At 67.8% G+C, this 21931-nt stretch carries 17 protein-coding genes; 9 read left to right on the top strand and 8 right to left on the bottom strand.

Going from position 1 to position 21931, the window contains the following annotated elements; genetic code table 11:
* Window position 1 precedes the first annotated feature (1 nt).
* Complete coding sequence (gene panB, locus FPZ11_RS03065; RefSeq protein ID WP_146318269.1) at window positions 2–871, bottom strand: 3-methyl-2-oxobutanoate hydroxymethyltransferase; 870 nt, start codon at window positions 869–871, stop codon at window positions 2–4.
* Window positions 872–927: 56 nt separating this feature from the next.
* Here panB and glnA (FPZ11_RS03060) point away from each other — a divergent pair, with 56 nt between their 5' ends.
* Together glnA (FPZ11_RS03060) and FPZ11_RS03055 are read left to right on the top strand one after the other, a co-directional pair.
* Window positions 928–2265 carry a type I glutamate--ammonia ligase gene (gene glnA / locus FPZ11_RS03060; RefSeq protein ID WP_146318267.1) on the top strand — a complete coding sequence of 446 codons (1338 nt, stop codon included), beginning with the start codon at window positions 928–930 and terminating at the stop codon, window positions 2263–2265.
* A 16-nt stretch (window positions 2266–2281) separates the two neighbouring features.
* Window positions 2282–5254 (top strand): bifunctional [glutamine synthetase] adenylyltransferase/[glutamine synthetase]-adenylyl-L-tyrosine phosphorylase, encoded by a 2973-nt coding sequence (locus FPZ11_RS03055; protein WP_146318265.1) that lies wholly within the window; start codon window positions 2282–2284, stop codon window positions 5252–5254.
* A gap of 103 nt (window positions 5255–5357) precedes the next feature.
* Here the strand turns inward: FPZ11_RS03055 and glnA (FPZ11_RS03050) are convergent, their stop codons facing one another.
* Window positions 5358–6782, bottom strand: coding sequence for a type I glutamate--ammonia ligase (gene glnA / locus FPZ11_RS03050; protein WP_146318263.1), 1425 nt, complete (start codon window positions 6780–6782; stop codon window positions 5358–5360).
* Between the two features lie 200 nt (window positions 6783–6982).
* Between glnA (FPZ11_RS03050) and FPZ11_RS03045 the strand changes: the two genes are divergently transcribed.
* Window positions 6983–7408: an RDD family protein gene (locus tag FPZ11_RS03045; protein WP_146318261.1), complete on the top strand. Its 426-nt coding sequence runs from the start codon at window positions 6983–6985 to the stop codon at window positions 7406–7408.
* Window positions 7409–7430: 22 nt separating this feature from the next.
* On the opposite strand, the gene FPZ11_RS03040 is transcribed toward FPZ11_RS03045, so the two are convergent.
* From FPZ11_RS03040 to lipB, 3 genes are all read right to left on the bottom strand, one after another.
* On the bottom strand, window positions 7431–8132 hold the full coding sequence (locus tag FPZ11_RS03040) for a DUF4191 domain-containing protein (protein ID WP_146318259.1): 702 nt from the start codon (window positions 8130–8132) through the stop codon (window positions 7431–7433).
* 62 nt (window positions 8133–8194) lie between these two features.
* A complete protein-coding gene (lipA, locus tag FPZ11_RS03035; RefSeq protein ID WP_146318257.1) occupies window positions 8195–9184 on the bottom strand; it encodes a lipoyl synthase in 990 nt (329 codons plus the stop codon).
* A complete protein-coding gene (lipB, locus tag FPZ11_RS03030; RefSeq protein ID WP_246846503.1) occupies window positions 9181–9816 on the bottom strand; it encodes a lipoyl(octanoyl) transferase LipB in 636 nt (211 codons plus the stop codon). Before lipB ends, lipA begins: the two co-directional genes overlap by 4 nt.
* A 112-nt stretch (window positions 9817–9928) precedes the next feature.
* Between lipB and FPZ11_RS03025 the strand changes: the two genes are divergently transcribed.
* Complete coding sequence (locus FPZ11_RS03025; protein ID WP_168203723.1) at window positions 9929–11386, top strand: protein kinase domain-containing protein; 1458 nt, start codon at window positions 9929–9931, stop codon at window positions 11384–11386.
* A 24-nt stretch (window positions 11387–11410) separates the two neighbouring features.
* Here FPZ11_RS03025 and sucB read toward each other — a convergent pair whose 3' ends face one another.
* The 3 genes from sucB to FPZ11_RS03010 form a co-directional block, all read right to left on the bottom strand.
* Window positions 11411–12877 (bottom strand): 2-oxoglutarate dehydrogenase, E2 component, dihydrolipoamide succinyltransferase, encoded by a 1467-nt coding sequence (gene sucB, locus FPZ11_RS03020; protein WP_146318251.1) that lies wholly within the window; start codon window positions 12875–12877, stop codon window positions 11411–11413.
* 69 nt (window positions 12878–12946) lie between these two features.
* A complete protein-coding gene (gene lpdA, locus FPZ11_RS03015) occupies window positions 12947–14320 on the bottom strand; it encodes a dihydrolipoyl dehydrogenase (RefSeq protein WP_146318249.1) in 1374 nt (457 codons plus the stop codon).
* 107 nt (window positions 14321–14427) lie between these two features.
* Window positions 14428–15921 carry a leucyl aminopeptidase gene (locus tag FPZ11_RS03010; RefSeq protein ID WP_146318247.1) on the bottom strand — a complete coding sequence of 498 codons (1494 nt, stop codon included), beginning with the start codon at window positions 15919–15921 and terminating at the stop codon, window positions 14428–14430.
* A 92-nt stretch (window positions 15922–16013) separates the two neighbouring features.
* Here FPZ11_RS03010 and FPZ11_RS03005 point away from each other — a divergent pair, with 92 nt between their 5' ends.
* The 5 genes from FPZ11_RS03005 to FPZ11_RS02985 all read left to right on the top strand — a co-directional run bounded on the left by FPZ11_RS03005 (window position 16014) and on the right by FPZ11_RS02985 (window position 21895).
* Window positions 16014–16931 carry a proteasome assembly chaperone family protein gene (locus FPZ11_RS03005; RefSeq protein WP_146318245.1) on the top strand — a complete coding sequence of 306 codons (918 nt, stop codon included), beginning with the start codon at window positions 16014–16016 and terminating at the stop codon, window positions 16929–16931.
* A 53-nt stretch (window positions 16932–16984) separates the two neighbouring features.
* A complete protein-coding gene (locus FPZ11_RS03000) occupies window positions 16985–18298 on the top strand; it encodes an MFS transporter (protein WP_146318243.1) in 1314 nt (437 codons plus the stop codon).
* Between the two features lie 215 nt (window positions 18299–18513).
* Entirely contained in the window at window positions 18514–19875 is a 1362-nt protein-coding gene (locus FPZ11_RS02995; RefSeq protein WP_146318241.1) for an RNA polymerase sigma factor, read from the top strand.
* 8 nt (window positions 19876–19883) lie between these two features.
* The gene (locus FPZ11_RS02990) at window positions 19884–21158 is read left to right on the top strand and encodes a MurT ligase domain-containing protein (protein ID WP_146318239.1); all 1275 of its coding nucleotides are present in this window, start codon (window positions 19884–19886) and stop codon (window positions 21156–21158) included.
* Window positions 21155–21895, top strand: a complete 741-nt coding sequence (locus FPZ11_RS02985; RefSeq protein WP_168203722.1) for a cobyric acid synthase — start codon at window positions 21155–21157, stop codon at window positions 21893–21895. Before FPZ11_RS02990 ends, FPZ11_RS02985 begins: the two co-directional genes overlap by 4 nt.
* The last annotated feature ends 36 nt before the right edge of the window (window positions 21896–21931 follow it).

Below are 21931 nucleotides of genomic sequence, written 5' to 3'. Positions count from 1 at the left end.
CTCAGTAGCTGTGCTCGGGGCCGGGGTACTCGCCGCCTTCGACGTCGGCCTTGTAGCGCTGCGCCGCTTCCCCGAGCACACCCTTGAGATCGGCATACTGCCGAACGAAGCGTGGCACGCGTCCCGTCGTGAAGCCCGCCCAGTCCGTCCAGACCAGAAGCTGGCCGTCGACGTGCGGGCCGGCACCGACACCGATCGTCGGGATCGTGAGTTCCTCCGTGACGCGGGCGGCGGCATCCGCGGGCACCATCTCGAGCACCACGGCGAAGGCACCTGCCTCCTCGATGGCGTGAGCGTCGGCGAGCAGATCGTCGATGCCGCGATCGCCCCGACCCTGGATGATGTGTCCGCCCAGCTGGTGCTCGCTCTGCGGCGTGTACCCGATGTGCGCCATGACGGGGATGCCCGCATCGACGATGCGACGGATCTGCTTGGCGCTGCGCCGCCCGCCCTCGAGCTTGACGGCGTGGGCGCCGGTCTCCTTCATGAAGCGCACCGCTGTGTGCAGCGCGTCTTGCACGTCGGTCTCGTAAGAGCCGAAGGGCATGTCGGCCACCACGAATGCGCGAGTGACGGCGTGCGCCACGGCTCTGGTGAGCGGGATGAGGTCGTCGACGGTGACGGGCAAGGTGGTGTCGTATCCGAAGACGTTGTTGCCTGCGGAGTCTCCGACGAGCAGGAAGTCGATGCCGGCCTCGTCGAAGATGCGGGCGCTCAGCATGTCGTAGCTGGTCAGGCCCGTGATCTTGATGCCGTTGGCCTTCGCGTTCTGGAAGTGCCGGGTTCGCACTCGTTTCGGCCCCTCTGGGGTGCCGCCGTAGGGCCGCTCCTCGACAGGGTTGGACGACGATCCGCTTGCCTGGTCAGCCATGGCGGCCAGTCTAGCCACGCCACCCAGTAGCCTTGGACCACGAGGAAGGGGACCGCATGGACAAGCAGCGCGACTTCGTGCTCCGCACCATCGAGGAACGCGGCGTCAAGTTCGTACGACTCTGGTTCACAGACGTCGTCGGCACGCTGAAATCGGTGGCCATCGCACCCGCCGAGGTCGAGGGCGCGTTCACAGAGGGTCTCGGCTTCGACGGGTCGGCGATCGAGGGTCTCACCAGGACGTTCGAGTCCGATCTGTTGGCCCATCCCGACCCCACGACGTTTCAGATCCTGCCCTGGCGGGGAGAGATCGATCCGACGGCCCGCATGTTCTGCGACATCTCCACGCCCGACGGCGAGCCCGCTGTCGCCGACCCGCGCAACGTGTTGCGTCGCACGCTCGAGAAGGCGGCGGATCGCGGGTTCACGTTCTACACGCATCCCGAGATCGAGTTCTATCTCCTCAAGTCATCGCAGTTCGGCGAGGGCGGACCTGTGCCCGTCGACTCCGCCGGATACTTCGACAACGTTCCAGGCGGAACGGCGCACGACTTCCGCCGCCGGTCCGTGCGCATGCTCGAAGATCTCGGCATCTCCGTGGAGTTCAGCCACCACGAGGGCGGCCCCGGCCAGAACGAGATCGACCTCCGCTACGCGGATGCGCTCACCACCGCGGACAACATCATGACGTTCCGCGCCGTGATCAAGGAGGTCGCCATCGAGCAGGGCGTGTACGCGACCTTCATGCCGAAGCCGCTGACCGGGCAGCCGGGAAGCGGCATGCACACCCACCTGTCTCTCTTCGAGGGCGACACCAACGCGTTCTACGAGCCCGGCTCCGAATACCAGCTCTCCAAGGTGGCCAGGCACTTCATCGCGGGGCTTCTGCACCACGCGCCGGAGATCACCGCGGTGACCAATCAGTTCGTCAACTCGTACAAGCGGCTGTGGGGCGGTGACGAGGCGCCGAGCTACGTCTGCTGGGGCCACAACAACCGCTCCGCCCTGGTGCGCGTTCCGCTCTACAAGCCGGGCAAGGGACAGAGCGCACGTGTCGAATACCGCGCGATCGACTCGGCCTCCAACCCGTACCTCGCGTTCTCGCTGCTGCTCGCCGCAGGCCTCAAGGGCATCGAGGAGGAATACCCGCTGCCCCCTGAGGCGGAAGACGACGTCTGGGCCCTGAGCGACGGTGAACGGCGGGCACTCGGCTTCAACCCGCTGCCCGCCAGCCTCGAGCAGGCGGTGCAGAGCATGGAGGAGTCCGAGCTCGTGGCCGAGACGCTCGGCGAGCAGGTCTTCTCGTATGTGCTCGCCAACAAGCGTCGTGAGTTCCAGGAGTACCGCGCGCAGGTCACTCCCTACGAGCTGCGCACGAACCTCGAGATCCTGTGACGCTCGCCGGGCGCGCATGCCGTCGATCACGCTGACCGAGCTCGCCAGGGCGGGCTTCGTAGGACTGTCCGACGCGAGGGCCAGACTCGACGAGGTGCAGTCGCTCGGCGGACCCGCGCCCACCGTCGTGATCGGCGCCATCACGAAGGCCGCAGACCCCGATGCCGCACTCGAACGGCTGCTCGAGCTGTTGCACAGGAGGCCGGACGAGGCGGCCGCGACGTTCACCGATGAGGATGCCCTGCAACGGCTCCTTCTCGTGCTCGGCTCCTCGAGCGGGCTGGCCGAGTTCCTCTGCCGCGCGCCGGACGCACTCGCCGTGTTCGGGCATCCGGCGGATGTGCTGCCCACGGAGGCCGAGTTGCGCACAGACCTGCTCGATGCGGTCGGCGCACGCGACGGTGTCGCATCCCTCGACGGCGAGGACGCGTGGCGCGCACTTCGCGTGCGCTACCGCACCCGACTGACCGAGATCGCCCTGCACGACCTCACCCAGGCGGATCCGGTGAGCGGTCTCGATGCCGTGGCGAGAACCCTCGCCGCATTGGCGGGGGCCGCGCTCGATGCGTCGCTCGCGGCGGCTCGGCACACGGCGTCGACCGCGGGTCCCGGCGGCTTCTCGCCTCAGGACGTCGCAGGCACCAAGCTCACGGTGATCGGCATGGGAAAGACGGGCGCCGAGGAGCTCAACTACCTCAGCGACGTCGACGTCATCTTCGTGGTCGAGGGCGACGACGACGCCGGCGTCTCCGCCGCGAGGGCCGTCGACGTCGGGACGAGGCTCGCCTCCCTGACCATGCGCGGCATCGACTCGATGGAGATCGAGCCTCCGCTCTGGGAGGTCGATGCCAACCTGCGCCCTGAGGGCAAGGACGGCGCGCTGGTTCGCACGTTGGAGTCCCACCTCGCGTACTACGAACGCTGGGCGAAGGACTGGGAGTTCCAGGCACTGCTGAAGGCCCGCCCCATCGCGGGCGACGTCGAGTTGGGGCACAGGTACATCGCGGCGTTGACGCCCGCGGTGTGGGCGAGTGCTGCCAGGGACGGCTTCGTCGATTCGGTGCAGCGCATGCGCGAACGGGTGACGGCGAACATCCCGGCCGACGAGGTCGACCGACAGCTGAAGCTCGGTCCAGGCGGGCTGCGCGACATCGAGTTCACGGTGCAGCTGCTCCAGCTCGTGCACGGCCACACGGATGCCTCGGTGCGTGTTGCAGGCACGCTCCCGGCCCTGCAGGCATTGGCTGCCGGCGGCTACATCGGGCGTGAGGAAGCGGCGGAGTTCGCCAGGGACTATCGCGTCTTGCGTCTGCTCGAGCACCGCATCCAACTCCGTGAGCTGCGTCGATCGCACCTGATGCCGCGCGATGAGGACCAGCTTCGCACCCTGGCCCGCGGCACCGGGCTTGCCGCGGGCGCTCGTGAGCTCGTCGCCGTGTGGGGCGACGTCAAACGCCGCGTGCGCGGTCTGCACGAACGACTGTTCTATCGGCCGTTGCTCGCCGCGGTGGCCGCGCTGCCCGGCGACGAGGCGACGCTCACCGGCGAGCAGGCCGAGGCTCGCCTCGCCGCCATCGGGTTCGTTGATCCGCACGGGGCGCTCGGGCACATCGCCGCGCTCACGGCAGGCGTCTCGCGCCGCGCGGCCATTCAGCGCACGCTGCTGCCGGTGCTGCTGCAGTGGTTCGCCGACGGCGCCGATCCCGACTACGGCCTGCTCACCTTCCGCAGGCTGAGCGAGGACCTCGGATCGACTCACTGGTTCCTGCGCATGCTTCGCGATTCGTCAGGGGCGGCGGAACACCTCACCCGCATCCTTGCCGGATCGCGCTTCGCGGGGGAGCTGCTCGGGCTGATCCCGGAGAGCGTGGCGTGGCTCGATGACGACGACAATCTCCGCCCGCGCTCCCGCAAGGCGCTCGACGACGAGGTGGCGGCCATCCTCGACCGGTACGACGATCCGGATGCCTCCGCACGGGCGATTCGGGCCGTTCGGCGACGCGAGATGCTCCGGTTGGCGTTCGCGGGCATCCTCGATGTCGGCACGGTGGAGGAGATCGCCCACGCGCTCACCGACATCTCGGAGATCACGATCGCAGGGGTCTTGACGGCGATCCGTGCTGCGGAGCCCGCCCCGATCGAGTTCGCGGTGATCGCGATGGGCCGCTTCGGCGGACGCGAGCTCGGCTTCGGCTCCGATGCCGACGTGATCTACGTGTTCCGGCCGCGCGAGGGGGCCGACCCGGATGCCACGCACACCGCAGCGCTGAAATACGTCGCCGAGCTGAAGCGGCTGACGGAGGACGCCAGGTTGCCGTTCGATCTCGACATGGATCTGCGTCCCGAGGGTCGCAACGGCACACCGGCCCGCTCGCTCGAGTCGTACCGCGCGTACTACCGGCGCTGGTCGCTGACCTGGGAGGCGCAGGCCCTGCTGCGGGCCCGCGGTGTGGCGGGGGACCGCACGCTCCTCGACGACTTCGGCGAGCTCGCCGACGAGGTTCGCTACCCGATCGCCATCGGCGACAAGGATGTGCGCGAGGTGAAGCGCATCAAGGCCAGGGTCGAGAACGAGCGGTTGCCGCAGGGCGTGGACCCGACCCGCCACCTCAAGCTCGGCAGGGGCTCGCTCAGCGACGTGGAGTGGCTCGTCCAGCTGCAGCAGCTAGAGCACGCTCACGATGCGGCGGCGCTGCGCACGACATCGACGCTCGAGGCGCTGTCGGCGTGCGTCGACCTCGGGTATCTGGAGCGAGCGGATGCCGAGCGGCTTCGCGATGCCTGGCTGCTGGCATCCAGGGCCAGAAGTGCGCTCACGCTCTGGGCAGACAAGACCTCTGATGTGCTGCCAGCCGACCGTAAGGCGCTCGACGGGATCGCCCGCCTCCTCGGACATCCACGAGGCTGCGCGACGCTGTTCGAGGAGGAGTACCTCGCCGTCACGCGTCGCGCCAGAACGGTCTTCGAGCGCAACTTCTACGACTCCTGAGCCCGGTCCTCCCGCGGAACCGCTTCGCGGCATAGCCCCGGAGATGACGAAAGCGGGCCGCCTTCCGTGGGGAGGCGGCCCGCTCTCGGTGCGCCGGTGCGGGCTACACGCCGTAGTAGAGCTCGAACTCGAACGGGTGGGGACGCTGTGCGAGGGGTTTGATCTCTTTCTCGCGTTTGTAGTCGATCCAGGTCTCGATCAGTTCGGGCGTGAAGACGTTGCCCACGGTGAGGAAGTCGTGGTCGGCTTCGAGTGCGTCGAGAACGGCATCCAGGGTGCCTGGCACCTGCGGGATGCTCTTGGCCTCCTCTGGCGGCAGCTCGTAGAGGTCCTTGTCGACCGGTTCGTGGGGTTCGATGCGGTTGCGGATGCCGTCGATGCCGGCCATCAGCTGGGCTGCGAACGCGAGGTAGGGGTTGCCGGAAGCGTCAGGTGCACGGAACTCGATGCGCTTGGCCTTCGGGTTCGTGCCGGTGATCGGGATACGGATCGCGGCCGAGCGGTTGCCGGCGGAGTACACCAGGTTGACGGGTGCCTCGAAGCCGGGGACCAGGCGGTGGAACGAGTTCACCGTCGGGTTCGTGAACGCCAACACGGATGCGGCGTGCTTGAGCAGACCGCCGATGTACCAGCGGGCCACGTCGGACAGGCCGCCGTAGCCGGCCTCGTCGTAGAACAGCGGCTTGCCGTCGTTCCACAGCGACTGGTGGGTGTGCATGCCCGACCCGTTGTCGCCGAAGAGCGGCTTCGGCATGAACGTGGCGGTCTTGCCCCACTGCTCTGCCGTGTTCTTCACGATGTACTTGAACTTCAGGATGTCATCGGCCGCGTGCACCATCGTGTCGAACCGGTAGTTGATCTCCTGCTGACCACCGGTGCCCACCTCATGATGCGCGCGCTCCAGCTCCAGGCCTGCGTCGATCAGCTTCAGCGAGATGTCGTCCCGCAAGTCGGCGGTCTTGTCCACCGGCGAGACCGGGAAGTAGCCACCCTTGTACGGAGTCTTGTTGCCGAGGTTGCCGCCCTCTTCGATACGACCGGAGTTCCAGGCCGCCTCCTCCGAATCGACGATATGGAACGCGGCGTTCTGCTTCACCTCGTAACGCACGTCGTCGAAGATGTAGAACTCGGCCTCCGGAGCGAAGAACGCCGTGTCCGCGATACCCGTGGAAGCCAGGTACTTCTCCGCCTTCTTCGCCACCTGACGCGGGTCCTTGCTGTACACCTCACCATTGCGCGGGTTGAAGATGTCGAACACCATGATCAACGTGCGCTCGGCCCGGAACGGATCGACATACGCAGTCGACACGTCGGGGATCAGCTGCATGTCCGACTCATGGATCGACGCGAAACCACGAATCGACGAACCGTCGAAGAGCTGACCGACGGAGAAGAACTCCTCGTCGACAGTGGAGGCGGGGATGTTGAAGTGCTGCTGCACACCGGGAAGATCGGTGAACCGGATGTCGAGGAACTTGACGTCCGTGTCCTTGATGAACTTGAGCACCTCGGAAGAATCACTGAACATGTGGTTGCTCCAGGTAAGTGACGAGTGGGAGTCATGGCTGCGCGGGCAACCGTGGACAGGTTAGGCGCGGGCGGTTTCCCCACCGTATCGCGATTGTTTCCGGGATGTTACGTGGCGACTGAGCCGAACGCCACGTGAGCTCGCTCACATGGCTGAAGCGATGGAGGGGCTGAGGAGCGCAGCGACGATAGACTCGCCCGGTGCCAAGCTCCTCCGATCCGCGCCATTTCGGCGATCTCGCGCCCAGCAGCTATCCCGGTGAGCGCCTCGGCGCACCGCAGAGCGGGCCGGGGTCCGTGGCCAGACCGGGTCGGCGCATCCTCGGTCTCATCATCGACTGGGCGATCGCGAGCCTGCTGTCGTTCGCGTTCTTCCACTACGACGGCTGGGCGACGCTCGGCGTCTTCGCGCTTCTGCAGTACGTCTTCATCCCGACGATCGGCGGGAGCATCGGACACCGGATCGTCGGACTGCGTCTGGTAGCACTCAACGGCGGATGGGTCGGTCTATGGCGCCCACTCGTGCGCACCGTTCTGCTCTGCATCGTCGTTCCCGCCGTGGTGTGGGATTCCGACCAGCGCGGATTTCACGACAAGGTGGCGGGAACGCTCCTGCTCCGCGCCTGAGCGGTCGTCCGGAGGCGCCGCGTCAGCGGGCGCGCTGCGGGCGCGCCTTCATCGGGTCGACGCCCTTCGGGATCGGCATCTGCGTGCCGAGCGAGTTCAGGCGGTTGTCGACCGCGAGCACCTCTGGCTTCGTGAGAGAGGTCTTGATCTTCGCCATGCGGCCGGCGAGCCTGTGCAGCGGCACGGCGTCGGAATCGGGTCCGACGCTGAACACCGTGATGGCGACGTTCGGGACGATGCGCGCGATCTTGCGCTTCTCGTCCTCGACCATCTTGCGCGTGCGCGTGGCCGGCCCCTCGCCGATCAGCACGATGCCGCCGCGGCCGACGGCGCGGTAGACGGCATCGCGGGTTCGGCCGTTGACCGCCACCGGCATCTCGCTGCCGCGCCACGTGCGCTTCAGCGAACTGCGCAGCACCGCACCGACGGCGCCCGGCTGTCCCTCGATCTGCGAATACGCGGCCCGCTCCGCACGGCGTCCGAGCACGATGATCGCGCCGAGAGCCCCCAGGAGCACACCCGCCACGATCCAGAGCACCACGGAGAACACGTTGCCGCCGGTGAGCGTGAGCGCGAGCACAACGCCGATGACCGCACCGAGCAGAAGCGTGCCCAGCATGTACCACTGCGCCCGAGGGTCGTAGCGGCGGGTCATCTGGAACACCTGCCACATCTGCTTGATGCGGCCGGGTTCCTTCGTCGCAGCGGAGTCCTTACGTGCCATGGTGAAAAGGATACCGGCTCGCGGCGGCGGTCTTCACGGCGTGGGCGCAGGCTCGCGCCACGTCAGCCCACCGCCTGCGCGAAGCCGAGCGAGGCATCCGCCAACGCGCTCATGGCCTCGGGAATAGGTCGTCCCTTCGCCGTCATCGACTGCGCCCACAGCCGGCCTGCTCGATACGACGAGCGCACGAGTGGGCCGGCGAGCACACCGAGGAATCCGACCTGCTCAGCCTCGGCCTTGAGCTCGACGAACTCCTCCGGCCGCACCCATCGGTCGACGGGCATGTGGCGTGGGCTCGGCCGCAGGTATTGCGTGATGGTGAGGATGTCCGTGCCCGCTTCGTGCAGATCGCGCAATGCCGCGCTGACCTCGGCTCTGGTCTCGCCCATGCCGAGAATGAGGTTGGACTTCGTGTTCATGCCGGCCGCGCGGCCCTGCGTGATCACATCGAGCGAACGCTCGTACCGGAAAGCGGGACGGACCCGCTTGAAGAGTCTCGGCACCGTCTCGACATTGTGGGCGAACACCTCGGGGGCGGCGTCGAACACTTGCTGCAGGTGCTCGGGGCGACCGCTGAAGTCGGGCACCAGGATCTCGACACCCGTGCCGGGGGACTGCGCGTGGATCTGCCTGATCGTCTCCGCGTAGAGCCAGGCTCCCTCGTCGGGGAGGTCGTCCCGTGCGACACCCGTGACCGTCGCGTAGCGGAGGCCCATCGTCGTCACGCTCTCACCGACGCGGCGCGGCTCGTCGGCGTCGAACGCCGCCGGTCTGCCCGTGTCGATCTGGCAGAAGTCGCATCGCCTGGTGCACTGGCTGCCGCCGATGAGGAACGTGGCCTCTCGGTCTTCCCAGCACTCGTAGATGTTCGGGCAGCCCGCCTCCTGACACACGGTGTGCAGCTGCTCGGTCTTCACGAGCTGCTGCAGCTGCGTGTACTCGGGCCCCATGCGCGCACGGGTCTTGATCCACTCGGGCTTGCGTTCGATCGGCGTCTCGGCATTGCGTGCTTCCAGACGCAGCAGTCTGCGTCCGTCGGGTGCCGCGGTCATGCGACCACACCGATCACGGAGTCGAAGTGCGCGCGCACCAGCGGCGCGGCATCCTGCGGAGTCACCGTGCGACCGAGCTCGCGCGAGATCGTGGTCACGCCGGCATCGCGGATGCCGCACGCCACGATGTGGTCGTACGGCTCGAGGTCGTTGCTGCAGTTGAGTGCGAAGCCGTGCATCGTGACGCCGGAAGCGACCCGGATGCCGATGGCCGCGATCTTCGCATCCGGCCCGTCCTGGGAGACCCACACGCCGCTGCGACCATCGACCCGGTGGCCGTCGACGTCGAGCTCGGCGAGCACGTCGATGAGCATGCCTTCGAGGCGCCGCACGTAGCCGACGACATCGATGGGGTCCGGCAGCCTCAGAATCGGATAGCCGACGAGCTGACCGGGCCCGTGCCAGGTGATCTTGCCGCCGCGGTCGACGTCGATCACCGGCGTGCCGTCGAACGGCCGCTCGGAGGCCTCGGTGCGCTTGCCCGCCGTGTAGACGGACTCGTGTTCGAGAAGGATGACGGTGTCTGGCGCCCGCCCGTCGACAACGGCGGCGTGCACGGCACGCTGCTGTTCGAGAGCGTCGAGATACGGCACGGAGTTGGCGCTTAGCCCCGTGTCGACGTAGTCGATCACGGGCTCGAGTCTATCGGCTCTCTCCTCGTCCCCATGACGCAGGATGCCATCGCATCCGACAGATGCGACCGTCGTCGTCCGGCACGTCGCCGCCGCCCGAAAGGCTGGTCTCATGGTTGGAAGACGAGGCGAAAGAACGCCCGCGGCGGGCAGCGTCGGCACCGGTGACGCGAGCGACGTGTGGGACGAACTGGGCGGGTACCGACTCCTGCGTGCGCTCGGACGCGGCAGCCACGCGACCGCCTATCTGGCCACGGGAGATAACGGCGAGGTCGTCGTCAAGGTGTACGACACCACTGTCGAGCCCGCTCGGATCAGGAACGAGGCCGATGCGCTCACGGCGATCGTCTCACCGCACGTGGTCGAACTCGTCGACGTCTCGGCGACAGCCCGTCGACCGGTCTCGCTGGTGCTCGAGCGCCTCACCGGCCCGAGCCTCGTCCACTGGCTCGGCGAGCGATCCGTCGTGGAGGTGGGGGAGTGCGTGACGGTCTGCGCCTCCGTCGTGCGCGCCGTCCGAGCTGTGCACGTCGCGGGATGGGTGCACGGTGGGGTCTCGTCGTCGAGCATTCGATTCGACGCTGCCGGATGCCCTGTGCTGCTCGGATTCGGTGCGAGCGTTCCGGCGACGCCGGAGGGCATCCTTGCCGACTGGGCAGGGTGCAAGGGCATCATCGCCGCGACCTTGGCCAAGGCTGTCGACCTCGACCCGCGTGAGGGCGAGAGGGTGGGCGCAGCGCTCGCTCGCCTCCTCGACAGGTCGAGACCGGAGGAGGTGGCAGACGCCGCCATGCACGTCGAGGATGCCCTGTTCGCCCTCGGACCGGCGGCCCCGGTCTCCCTCTCGAGCGGCTCGCCCGGTGCTCCCGCCGTCGTTCCTCTGCGCGTTGAGCCCCAGCCCGCTCAGACGCCACTGGAACCGGTTCGAGAAGGCGCTGCGTCGAAGCCGAACGGGCTCTTGGGAACCGCGACGCAGCTGCTGGAGCACGGTGTGGCGGATGCCGCGCGGCGCCGTCTCACGACGCTGCTGTCCCGGCATCGTCGCCCGGCCGCGATCGCTGTCGGCGCTGCGGCGCTGCTCACCGTCGTCGCGTTGGTCGCGCTGCCAGGGCCGCCGGATGACGGAGCCGCGGCCTCCAAGGCTTCACCGACGACACCCGACACGTCGACGACGACCGCTGTCACCCCCGCTGCCCGGCACGCTTCCGACGCTCCGACGGCGACAGCCGGAACGAGCTCCTCGACCCCGCCGGCACCCGACGATCCGGTGCGCGCGGCCGCCGCGCTGTTCCTGCTTCGGCAGGGCTGTCTCGAACGACATGCCGTGTCGTGTCTCGTCGATTCCGATCAGACCGACTCGCCCCTGTACGCGGCCGACGCAGCGCTCATCGCAGGCAAGGTCGCTCCTGCCGCAGCGCCGCAGCCCTCCCAGTTGTCGTTGGTCGAATCGTTGGGGGACACCGCTGTCATCGCCATCGCGCCGATCGATGCTGCAACGACGAAGCCGGCTTCAGCCCTGGTGATCAGGACCGAAGCCGGCTGGCGCCTTCGCGCGATGTTCGCTAACTGAGTGCGCCCTGACGGGCGCAGCCGCTCAGATTCCGAGGTCGGGCTCGAACGCCGCCTCTTCGAGACGGTTCTTCACCGCGACGAGGAAGCGCGCGGCATCCGCACCGTCGACGATGCGGTGGTCGTACGACAGCGCGAGGTAGACGACCGACCGGATCGCGATGGCGTCCGCACCGTCTGCCTGCACCACGACCGGCTTCTTGGTCACGATGCCCGTGCCGAGGATGGCCACCTGAGGCAGGAACACGAGGGGCGTGTCGAACAGCGCGCCGCGCGAACCGGTGTTGGTGACGGTGAACGTCCCGCCTGCCAGCTCGTCGGGCTTGAGCTTGTTGTCGCGGGTGCGCTGGGCCAGATCGGCGATCTGCTGGGACAGCTGCGCGATCGTGAGCTCGCCGGCTCCGCGGACCACGGGGGTGAGCAGGCCGCGCTCGGTGTCGACGGCGATCGAGATGTTCTCGTGGTCGGGGTAGACGATGTTCTCGCCGTCGACCGTCGCGTTGATGACCGGGTATGCCTTGAGCGCCTCGGCGGCCGCGAGGGTGAAGAACGGCAGGAACGACAGCTTGGTGCCCGTCGCCTTCTCGAACTCGCCCTTGACGCTCGTGCGCAGCGCCGCGACCTTGGTCACGTCGACCTCGACGACGGTGGTCAGCTGAGCGGAGTTCTGCATCGAGACGACGGCGCGGTCTGCGACCACCTTGCGCAGTCGCGACATCGGTTGCACGGTTCCGCGCAGCGGCGAGGTCTCGAGCTTCGTGGCCTGGGCCGCCGCAGCCTGGATCGGAGCGGAACCGGCGGTCAGCACGTCCTGCTTGCGGATTCGGCCGCCGACGCCCGTGCCCGTGACCGTCGCGAGGTCGACACCCTGCTCGTTCGCGAGCTTGCGGACGATGGGGGTGACGTATCCGGCCCCGGCGTGCGATCCGCCGGATGCCGCCGGTGCGGCAGCCGGAGCGGGTGCTGCCGGTGCTGCGGGCGCCGGAGCAGCAACGGGCTCCGGTGAAGGAACCGCCGGCTGCTGGACGGGCTCGGGAGCCGCAACCGGTTCGGGCGCCGCGACTGGGGCCTGCGCCTGTTCGGGTGCCACGACCGGTGCCTGCGCCTCGGCTGGAGCAGCCGCCTCCGCGGGCGCGGGCGACTCCGGCTGAGCGGGGGCCTCGACCGGTGCAGGAGCCTCGGGCTGAGCAGGAGCATCCGCCTGCGCGGGAGCCTCGGCAGCCGGCTCTTCTGCAGGTGCTGCGCCGGCGCCGGAACCGTCACCGATCGTCACGAGTGCCGTGCCGACCTCCACCGTCTCGTCCTCCTGCACGAGGATCTGCTCCACGACGCCGGCCACGGGCGACGGGATCTCGGTGTCGACCTTGTCGGTCGACACTTCGAGCAGCGGCTCGTCGACCTCCACGCGGTCGCCCACCTGCTTGAGCCAGCGGGTTACCGTGCCTTCCGTGACACTCTCACCGAGTGCCGGGAGGCTGACGGATTCGCTCATGACTATGTCTCCTTCAGGAATGCGTTTTCGTTCGAAAGCTTATTGCAGTGGCCGTCGTGCGCTCGTGGATCAGAGCGTGTGGAGCGGCTTGCCCGCCAGGTAGAGGAAAGCCTCACCGAGCGACTCGTTCTGCGTCGGGTGCGCGTGGATGAACGGCGCGATGTCCTCGGGGTAGGCCTCCCAGTTGACCGCGAGCTGCGCCTCACCGATGAGCTCGCCGACGCGAGCACCGATCATGTGCACGCCGACGACGGGACCGTCGACCACGCGGACGACCTTCACGGATCCCGTGGTGCCGATGATCTCGCTCTTGCCGTTGCCTGCGAGGCTGTAGTCGTAGGAGGTCACGGCATCCTTGCCGTACTGGGCTTCGGCCTTGGCCTGGCTCAATCCGATGGACGCCACCTCGGGGTCGCAGTACGTGACCTTCGGGATGTTGACGTCGTCGACGACGATGGGGTTCAGACCCGCGATCTCCTCCGCGACGAAGATGCCCTGCTGGAAGCCGCGGTGCGCGAGCTGAAGGCCGGGAACGATGTCGCCGACCGCGTAGACGCCCTCGACGCCGGTGTGCAGCCGCTCATCGGTGATCACGAATCCGCGATCGATGGTGATGCCCGCCTCCTCGTAGCCGAGTCCGGCGGTGACGGGGCCGCGTCCGACCGCGACGAGCAGCAGCTCCGCATCGACCGTGTCGCCGTTCTCCAGCGTGATGACGACACCGTCGTCGTTCTGCGTCACGCCCTGGAACCGAACGCCGAGACGGAAGTCGATGTCGCGGCGACGGAACGCGCGCTCGAGCGACTTGCTGATCGACTCGTCCTCGTTGGGGACCAGGTGGGGGAGCGCCTCGATGATCGTGACGTCGGCGCCGAACGACTTCCAGACGCTCGCGAACTCCACACCGATCACACCGCCGCCGAGCACGGCGACCTTCTTCGGCACGAAGTCGAGCTGCAAGGCCTGCTCGCTCGTGATCACCCGGCCGCCGATCTCCAGACCGGACAGCGATCTCGAGTACGATCCCGTGGCCAGCACGACGTTCTTTCCGACGTAGTCGACGTCACCGACTCGGACGGTCTTCGGCGCGACCAGGCGGCCTTCGCCGTCGACTGTCGTGATGCCCCGTGCCTTCACCAGGCCCTGCAGGCCTTTGTACTTCTTCGCGACGACGCCCTCGCGGTAGGCGGTGACGGCGTCGATGTCGATGCCCTCGAACGTCGCGGAGACGCCGAACTTCGAGGAATCACGTGCGGAGTCGGCGACTTCGGCAGAGTGGAGAAGCGCCTTGGTCGGGATGCATCCGCGGTGCAGGCAGGTCCCTCCGACCTTGTCCTTCTCGATCAGGGCGACGGAGAAGCCGAGTTCGCTCGCGCGCAATGCCGCCGCGTAGCCTCCGCTCCCGCCTCCCAGAACAACGACGTCGAAGTTCTGCTCAGACACCCATTCACTCCTCGGGTCGGGATGTGGGACGTCACCGCCGACAAGCGAGTGTGTTCGATGGCAGGCGGCCGTCATTTCGGCAGGCGGTTCCTGCCCCTACGACCCTACTACCGACCGGAGATCGACTCCTGCACGCCGAGCGATTCGGCGGTGTCGACCAACGTGCGCACCAGCACGCCCGTCGCGCCCTTGCCGACGTAGCCGTATGCGGCGCCGTCGTTCTGCGCCGACCCCGCGATGTCCAGGTGAGCCCACGGCACGGTGACCGCATTGTCGACGTCGGAACGCCGACCGACGAACTCGCGCAGGAACACTCCGGCGAGCAGCATCCCGCCCGCGGAGTTGCCGGGAGTGGCGTTCGCGATGTCCGCCACCTCGGTGTTGAGTCGCGCCCGCAGCTCGCCCGGCAGAGGCATGGGCCACAGGAGCTCTCCCGCGCCCGACGCCGCCTCCGTCAGCCGCTCGACCACGTCGTCGTCACCCATGACCGCCGAGTATCTGGTGCCGAGTGCGACGATCTGCGCGCCGGTCAGCGTGGCGATGTCGATGACGACATCGGGATGCTCCTCCGTCGCCGCCTGCAGACCGTCGGCGAGCACGAGACGGCCCTCCGCATCGGTGTTGAGCACCTCGACACGGGTTCCGCCACGGATGGTGAGCACGTCGTTGGGCCGGATCGCCGAACCCGATGGGAGGTTCTCGGCGATGCACATCCACCCGGTCACGTGCACGGGCAGCCCCAGCCTGGCCACAGCCGTCACGACGGCCAGCACCGAGGCCGCACCGGCCATGTCGTACTTCATTCCGACCATGGATGCCGGCGGCTTCAGCGAGAGCCCGCCAGAGTCGAACGTGATGCCCTTGCCGACCAGCGCGAGGTGACGCGGTGCCCCCTCGGGTGCGTAGTCCAGCCGTACCAACCGCGGGGGCCGCACGGAGCCGCTGCCCACACCGAGAATCCCCCCGAAGCCATCCTCGGCGAGGGCGGCTTCGTCCCACACACGCACGTCGATCGGCAAACCGTCGGCGGCCTCGACCGCGGAACGCGCGAGGTCGTCGGGACCCTGCTGGGAGGGAGGTGTGTTCGCCAGGTCACGGGTCAGAACCACGGCGTCGGCGACGACGCCGGCGCGTTCCACCAGAGCGTCGGCACGGTCGGACGACCCGACGACGACGAACTCCTTCGCAGGCTGCCGGTCAGCGGCGGAGACGGGCCGTCCGGCGTAGACGTAGGCACCGAGGGCGGCGCCCTCGAGCAGGGCGGTGAGCTGCGCTTCGGTCGCGGGGCCGGCATCCAGCACCATCCGGATGTCGCCGCCCGACGCCCTGGCCGCGGCGCCTGCGGCCGCCCTCAGCGACGAAGCGTCGACGCTCGAGCCGACGCCGACGAGGAGAACGGGGCGCTCGTCGAACACGCCGGCAGGGATGCGCACCGTCTGATCTGCGCGGCCCGTCGCGCGCACTTGCGCCACGAGCACGGCATCCGTCTCCCTGCCGAGAACGACGGGCACCTCGCCGGCCGCCTGTACGAAGAGAACGAGAACGTCGCCCTCCTCACGAGTGGGAACACGATCGACGAGTCGGAGCACAGGCGAAGTCATAGGAGGAATGGTATGACCGGTGCGCGACGTGTTCGCTGAGGGCATGGCCAAGGTGTCCGAGGGCCGTGGGAGCCGCTGGCTAGCATGGAAACATGCAGGATCCGCGCGAGCTCTACGACCTCCGAACGGCACTGGACACTGTGCCCGACGGGCTGTATCTCGTCGCGGCCCTGACGGGTTTCGCGGATGCCGGCGGCGCGGTCTCGCAGCTCAATTCCTACCTTCTCGAGACGCTCGAGGCCGAGGAGATCGCACGCTTCGATTCCGACGAGCTGCTGGACTATCGCGCACGTCGTCCGGTGATCACGTTCGACCAGGATCACCTCTCCGACTACCGTCCCGCGCAGCTCAGTCTGTATCTGATGCGCGACGAGGTCGGCCAGCAGTTCCTGCTGCTCACCGGTTACGAGCCCGACTTCCAGTGGGAGCGGTTCAGCAGTGCGGTGCTCGATCTGGTGTCGCTGCTCAAGGTGCGATCGACGGTGTGGATGCATGCCATTCCGATGCCCGTGCCGCACACCAGGCCGATCGGGATCACCGTCAGCGGCAATCGGGAAGACCTGACCGAGTCCATGTCGGTCTGGCGTCCCACCACGCAGGCCCCTGCGACCGCGATGCACCTGATCGAATATCGCCTGCAGCAGGTCGGGGCATCGACCGTCGGGTTCGTGGTGCTCGTGCCTCACTACCTCGGCGACACCGAGTATCCGGCCGCCGCCATCGCGGCGATCGAGAGCATCAGCTCCGCCACGGGGCTGCTGTTCCCGACCGAGAAGCTGCGCGAAGACAACCGCGAGTTCATCGCGAACATCGACGAACAGGTCGCAGGCAACGCCGAGCTCGAACGCCTCGTCGGCGCGCTCGAGCAGCGACACGACGCCTACATGCAGGACAGCCCGTTGAAGTCGCCCCTGACGTCGATCGACGGCGTGGTGCCATCGGCTGACGAGATCGCCGCCGAGCTCGAGAGTTTTCTCGCGGACCGCCGCAAAGGCGACGACGACTCCTGACCATGCGCAGGCGCTGAACGGAGCGCCGTGCAGTTCCGCGTAACGTTGACGAAGTGAATTCGGTACGCTCGTGGCTCATCTTCGCCGCGGGCGTCTTCGGGTATCTGGTCGCGGTCATGCAGCGCACGACGGTCGGCGTCGCCGGCGTCTCCGCCACCGAGCGCTTCCACTCGAACGCCTCTCTGCTGTCAACGCTCGCGGTGCTCCAGCTCGTCGTCTACGCCGGCATGCAGATACCCGTCGGCGTTCTGATCGACAGGATCGGCCCGCGCGCGCTCATGCTCATCGGCACCGCGCTCATGGTGGCCGGCCAGGTGACCGTCGCGTTCTCGCACGTCATCGGCGTCGCCGTCGCAGGCCGCGTGCTGATCGGGGCGGGAGACGCGATGATCTTCACGTGCCTCATCCGGCTCGTGAACTCATGGTTCTCCGGACGGCAGGTGCCCCAGCTTTCGCAATGGGTGGGCAACATCGGCCAGCTCGGCCAGGTGCTCTCCGCTGTGCCGTTCGCCCTTCTGCTGCACGAGGACGGCTGGACAGTCGCGTTCCTCTCCGCTGCCGGCGTGTCCGTGGTCGCCTTCGTCGCGATCCTGCTCACAGTGCGCAACAAGCCGCACGGGGCGCAGGAAGGCCCTCGCCCCGCCACGTGGGGACAGTCGCTCCGGCAGCTGGGCGTCTCCATCGCCCGACCGGGCACGCAACTCGGCTTCTGGTCCCACTTCGTGACCCAGTCATCCGGAACCGTGTTCGCACTCATGTGGGGATTCCCGTTCATGGTGTTCGCACTCGGCTATTCGCCGGCGGCGGCATCGTGGATGCTCACGATCATCGTCAGCGCCGCGCTCGTCGTCGGGCCCTTGCTGGGCATCCTGACCGCGCGCTTTCCGTTTCGACGCAGCAATCTCGTGCTCGGAATCGTCGCAGCGATGGCGGCGGTGTGGATGCTCATGCTCCTGTGGCCGGGAACGCCCCCTGTCTGGCTCGTCGTGGTGCTCCTCGCGGTCATCGGCGCCGGAGGCCCCGGTTCCATGATCGGCTTCGACTTCGCCCGCACGTCGAACCCGCTGCATTCGCTCGGCTCGGCGAACGGCTTCGTCAACGTGGGAGGCTTCGCGGCGAGCTTCGTGATGATCTACCTGATCGGCGTGCTTCTCGACCTGCAGAGTCGGCTCGAGCACACCGCGCTCTACACACTGGCCGGGTTCCGCGTCGCATTCGCCGTGCAGTTCGTGGTCGTCGGCGTCGGCGTGCTGTTCCTCGTCGGCGCACGACGACGCACACGCAAGCGTCTCCTCGACGACGAGGGAATAGAAGTGGGTCCGTTGTGGGTTGCACTGAATGCGCGCTGGAACCGGGGCCGCCACTGAGCGGCCATGCGCGGACCGGTCAGCCAGTCGTGCAATAATCAATGATCGGACCCGTTCACGTTCGGGCACCACGAGAGTCGCGTCGACAGCGTCGCACGAAGCATCCGTGGAGCACAGGACTTGACATGGGTCCTCATAGTGTCCGCAAGCGACCCGAACCCCCTCGACAAGCACACCGTGCACGTGATGTCGAAGAGGGCTGGAAGGTGAACTCCATGGCAACCAAAACGGCTGACGCCCCCACCGTAGAGGAGCCCACGACCGGCGCCAAGAAGGCGGCGAGCACCCGTACCGCTTCGAAGACTGCGGCCCCGAAGACGGCGTCGGCGCGTGCCGGTGCGACGAAGTCCGCTGCGGCCAAGACCGCAGGCGCCAAGACTGCGACGAAGAAGGCCTCTCCCGCCAAGGCATCGTCCAAGGCCTCTCCGTCGAAGTCGGCGGAAGAAGGCGACGACGAAGAGATCGATCCCGCCGAGCTCGAGAACGAGGTCGACGAGACGACGGACGACGCCGAGGCCGACGCCTCGGGCGATTCCAAGAACACCAAGCAGAACGACGCCGCAGACGGCGGGGCCGCCGAGCCCCTGCCGACCGGCGCGATCGTGCTGCGCGCGGCGGACGAAGAAGACGATGTTCCGGTCTACTCCGCCCAGATCACCGGCGCGACCGCAGACCCGGTCAAGGACTATCTGAAGCAGATCGGCAAGGTCGCACTGCTGAACGCGGCCGAAGAGGTCGAGTTGGCGATGCGCATCGAGGCCGGTCTGTTCGCCGAGGAGAAACTCGGTGCGATGACCGACCAGGAGAAGCGCTCGCAGCTCGGTCGCGACCTGGGCTGGGTCGCTCGTGACGGTCAGCGTGCGAAGAGTCACCTGCTGGGCGCGAACCTGCGTCTCGTCGTCTCGCTCGCCAAGCGCTACACGGGCCGCGGCATGCAGTTCCTCGACCTGATCCAGGAAGGCAACCTCGGTCTGATCCGTGCGGTCGAGAAGTTCGACTACACGAAGGGCTTCAAGTTCTCCACGTATGCGACGTGGTGGATCCGCCAGGCGATCACGCGCGCCATGGCCGACCAGGCCCGCACCATCCGCATTCCGGTGCACATGGTCGAGGTCATCAACAAGCTCGCGCGCGTTCAGCGGCAGATGCTGCAGGATCTCGGACGCGAGCCCACGCCGGAAGAGCTGTCGCGCGAGCTCGACATGACGCCCGAGAAGGTCGTCGAGGTGCAGAAGTACGGTCGTGAGCCGATCTCGCTGCACACCCCGCTCGGCGAGGACGGCGACAGCGAGTTCGGCGACCTCATCGAGGACACCGAGGCCGTCGTTCCTGCCGACGCCGTCGGCTTCACCATGCTGCAGAAGCAGCTGGAGAGTCTGCTCGACTCGCTCTCGGAGCGCGAGGCCGGAGTCATCCGCATGCGCTTCGGACTCGGTGACGGGATGCCGAAGACGCTCGACCAGATCGGCGACACGTTCGGGGTGACGCGCGAGCGCATCCGTCAGATCGAGTCAAAGACGATGGCCAAGCTCCGCCACCCGTCCCGCTCGCAGTCGCTGCGCGACTACCTCGAGTAGGCCGACGAGTGAGGCGATTCTCCGCAATTCTGCTCGGCCGCCTCGCGCGGTTCGCCACACGGCTCAGAGGGGGAGGCTCCGCCTTTCCCGGCTACCTGGTGCGCAAGGTGTGGCCCCGGTTCATCGAAGACGTCTCGGCGCAGTGGAGCCATGGCGTCGTCTTCGTGCTCGGCTCCAACGGCAAATCGACGACGACCCACATGGTCTCAGAGCTGCTGCGGTCGCACGGCCTGCGGGTGTTCACGAACCCGTCAGGCGCGAACCTGCCGCAAGGCATCGCCTCCGCGATGCTCTCGGAGGTGACCCTGTCGGGCAGGCTGCCAGCGGACGTCGCCGTGCTCGAGGTCGATGAGGCGTTCGCGGTCGACCTCGCGAAGCTGCTCAGCCCGCGCACGGTGCTGATGCTGAACTGCCAGGTCGACCAGCTCTACCGTTTCTATGAGACCGAGCGCGTCGCCGACATGATGCTGGACGCCTCGCTGCTGGCCGGCGAGCACATCGTCACCAACCGGGAAGACCCACTGCTGAGCCGCGTCGGTTCGCGGCTGGGGTCCCGGTCGGTGCCCGACGTCACGTTCTTCGGAGTGTCGGAGTCCGTGCTCGCGGCGAGCAAGCACGGGCTGCTGAACGCGCCGGACTTCCGCGACGAGGCCGAGGACTCCCGTCCCCGCGCGCTCGCGGAGGTGACGGCGTTCGGCGGCCGGAACGCCAGCATCGCGATCGGCGAGGAAGCGGTCGGCGTCGAGCTGCCGGCGCGCGGCCTGCACTATGCCATCGACGCGGCAGCCGCATCCGCCACCGCCCGGCTCGTGCTCGGCGACGCGTTCGACAGCGCGAACGTGGTGAAAGCGTTCTCGACCATGCGCCCGGCCTACGGTCGCGGCGAGGTCATCCCGTTCGGCGAGGAGTCCGTCGAGTTCGTCATGTTCAAGAACGGACCGAGCCTGCAGCTCAATCTCGACTCGCTGACCACGCCCCCTCAGCAGGTGATGTTCGCGCTCGACGAGGGCACGCCCGACATCTCGTGGATCTACGACGTGCATTTCGACTCCCTCGACCACGTCGATGTCGTGACGGGGGAGAAGGCCTGGCAGGTGGCCCTCCGGCTCAGCTACGCGGGAGTGCCGGTGACGACGGTCGAGCCGAACCTCGAGAAGGCCATCGAGATCATGCGCGGCCTGCCCGCGCCGGAGAACGACCGCAAGCTCTGGTTCGTGAACTACGAGCAGATGATGCTGGCCCGCAAGCACCTCGGCTTCCCCGACCTGGAGACGCGACTGTGACAGACGCCACCGCTGACGTGCGGATTCTGCAGCTGTACCCCGATGAACTCGGTGTCACGGGCGACGCGGGCAACCTCGACGTGCTTCGTACCCGCCTCGAGCGGTCGGGCATCCCTGTCACCGTCGAGACGCATCGCGTCGGCGACGAGCTCGGCGCGGAGCCCGATCTCGTGGTCATCGGCAACGGCCCGCTCTCCGCGCTCAGGCGTGTGCATGCGGATGCCGTCGCTCACCGCGAGGCGCTTGCCGCGTGGGCATCCCGCACGCCATTCTTCGCGGTCGGCGCCGGCCTCGAGCTGCTCTGCACACGGATCGAAGATCCATCTGGCGGACTCGACGGCCTGGCGATCGTGTCCGCAGTCGCGCACCGTGGTCGTCCACGCCGTGTCGGCTATGCCATCGCCGAGTCGAACGACGGCAGGATCACCGGATTCGAAGACCAGGCGACCGAACTGACCGGGGTGGAGACGCCGTTCGCGACCATCGTGCGCGACGTGACGGGCGCCGTGTCGCGGCCGGACGGGATCCGCACCGAGACCGTCACGGGCACACTCCTGCAAGGGCCCCTGCTGCCGCTGAATCCGGTGCTCGCCGACCGGCTCGCCGCGTCGGCGGCGGAGCATGCCGGCATGCGGTACGTTCCCGCCGCGTCCCTGAAGGAGTTCGACACGCTCGCCGACCACGCCACCGATCTCATGCGCAGCCACGTGGCTTCGGTGTTCACGACCATCCAGTGATCCGGGGCCGACTCACGATGCTGTTGTCCGCGACAC

Origin of the sequence: Humibacter ginsenosidimutans (assembly GCF_007859675.1) — a bacterium.
GTDB classification, from domain to species: Bacteria; Actinomycetota; Actinomycetes; order Actinomycetales; family Microbacteriaceae; genus Humibacter; species Humibacter ginsenosidimutans.
The sequence above is the reverse complement of the archived record's forward strand: the minus strand, read 5'-3'. Positions and strand labels throughout refer to the sequence as shown.